Raw genomic sequence first — 1,735 nt, forward strand, 5'->3', positions numbered from 1 at the left:
ACGGGGTTTTCTTCCTTGCCGTCCTCGGGCAGGCGCAGCACCTCGCCGATCTGGTCGATCAGGAGGCCATAGGATTCGCCGCGTAGGTCGACGCCGACCGCCATCGCGGTCTTGCCGTCCTCGTCCTTGGGCAGGCCGAGGCGCGAGCGCATGTCGACCACGGTGACGATGCGGCCGCGCAGGTTCAAAACGCCTGCGATCTCACGCGAGGCCAGCGGCACGCGGGTGACGCGCTCGGGCATGAACACGTCCTGGACGCGGGAGATCGGCAGCCCGAACAGCTGGCCACCGATCATCGCGGTGACGTACTCGACCATGGCGCCTTCGCTGGACTGGGTCTTCTTGCTCATTTCAGTGTCTCCTGGTCCATCCCGCTCAAGGTTTAAGCCGCGGCCGCCCGGCTCAGCTCGGAGGCGCCGGCGGCGCCCGCGGTCTGCTCCTTCAGCGCCGCGATCAGGCCGGGACGGTCGAACTTGGCGACGTAATCGTGGAAGCCGGCCTGACGGCCGCGCTCGATCGCCGCCGGCGACACCAGCGCCGACAGGCCGATGATCGGCGTCGCGGCGAGGTTGTTGTCGGAGCGGACGACTTCCGCGAACTCGAACCCGTTCATATCGGGCATCTCGATGTCGGTCAGGATCACGTCGAAGCTTTGGGCGCGCAGTGCCGCGAGGCCCTCCTGCGCGGTCGGCGCGGTGCGGACGCGGTAGCCGGCGGCCTTCAGCACCGGCGCCAGCATGTTGCGGAAGAAGGCCGAGTCGTCGACCAGCAGCACCGACTGCGAATGCAGCGACGGCTTCATCTCCTTGCGGGTGAACCAGTCGGCGAACGCCATCGGCAGGAAGTGGCCGACGTCGATCACCTCGGTGGCCTGGCCCTTGATCACGGCCGAGCCGAGAATGCCGGAGGAGGAGCCGCCGACCTCGATGTTGAGGCGTTCCTCGACGATGTCGATGATCTCGTCGACGACGAGGCCCATGGAGCGGCCGTCGTCGGCGAACACCAGGATCGGCTGGGCGCCCTGGGAAGCAATGGTGACGCCTTCCATGGCCACCAGCGGCATCAGCTGCTCGCGGTACTGCACCATGTAGCGGCCGTTCGAGAACTCGATCTTGTCGGCGGGCAGCTCTTCCAGGCGCGTGACGAGGCCGAGCGGAACCGCCTTGGGCTGCGACGAGCCGGCGCGGAACACCAAGAGCGAGGTGGTCTGCTCGCCACTTCCGATGTGATGGCCGGCGGCTTCGTCACCCATGCCATGGGCCGAGGAGCCGGCGGCGCCGAGCGCCTTGGCGATGCCGTTGGGATCGATGATCATGATGACCGCGCCATCACCCAGAATGGTGTTGCCGGAGAACATGTCGATGTGACGCAGTTTTGTCGACATCGGCTTGACCACGATTTCTTCGGTGTGGAACACGCCATCGACGACGATGCCAAAGGTCTGGCTGCCGACTTGCGTCACCACGATGAAGCCGTTCTCGGGATCGGAGGCCGCGCCGTCGTCGATCTTCAGGAGCTTCTTCAGATGGATCAGCGGCAGCAGCTTGTTGCGCAACCTGAGCACCGCGGTGTCCTTGATGCGCTCGATGCGGTGCTCGGAGTTGGCGCGGGCGCGGACCAGCTCGACCACCGAGAGCTGCGGGATCGCAAAGCGGTCGCCGGCGGCTTCGACGATCAGGGCCGAGACGATGGCGAGCGTCAGCGGGATCTTGATGGTGACGGAGCTTCCTTCGCC

General features: G+C 66.3%; 2 protein-coding genes. Both read right to left on the bottom strand.

Annotation, left to right across the window (positions count from 1 at the left end):
- Nucleotides 1–350: chemotaxis protein CheW (locus I6F28_RS36965; RefSeq protein WP_225143916.1), on the bottom strand; the 350-nt coding region annotated here is incomplete at its 3' end.
- 32 nt (nucleotides 351–382) lie between these two features.
- Nucleotides 383–1,735: ATP-binding response regulator (locus tag I6F28_RS36970; protein ID WP_225143918.1), on the bottom strand; the 1,353-nt coding region annotated here is incomplete at its 5' end.

The organism is Bradyrhizobium sp. NBAIM14 (assembly GCF_020193895.1).
Taxonomy (GTDB): domain Bacteria; phylum Pseudomonadota; class Alphaproteobacteria; order Rhizobiales; family Xanthobacteraceae; genus Bradyrhizobium; species Bradyrhizobium yuanmingense.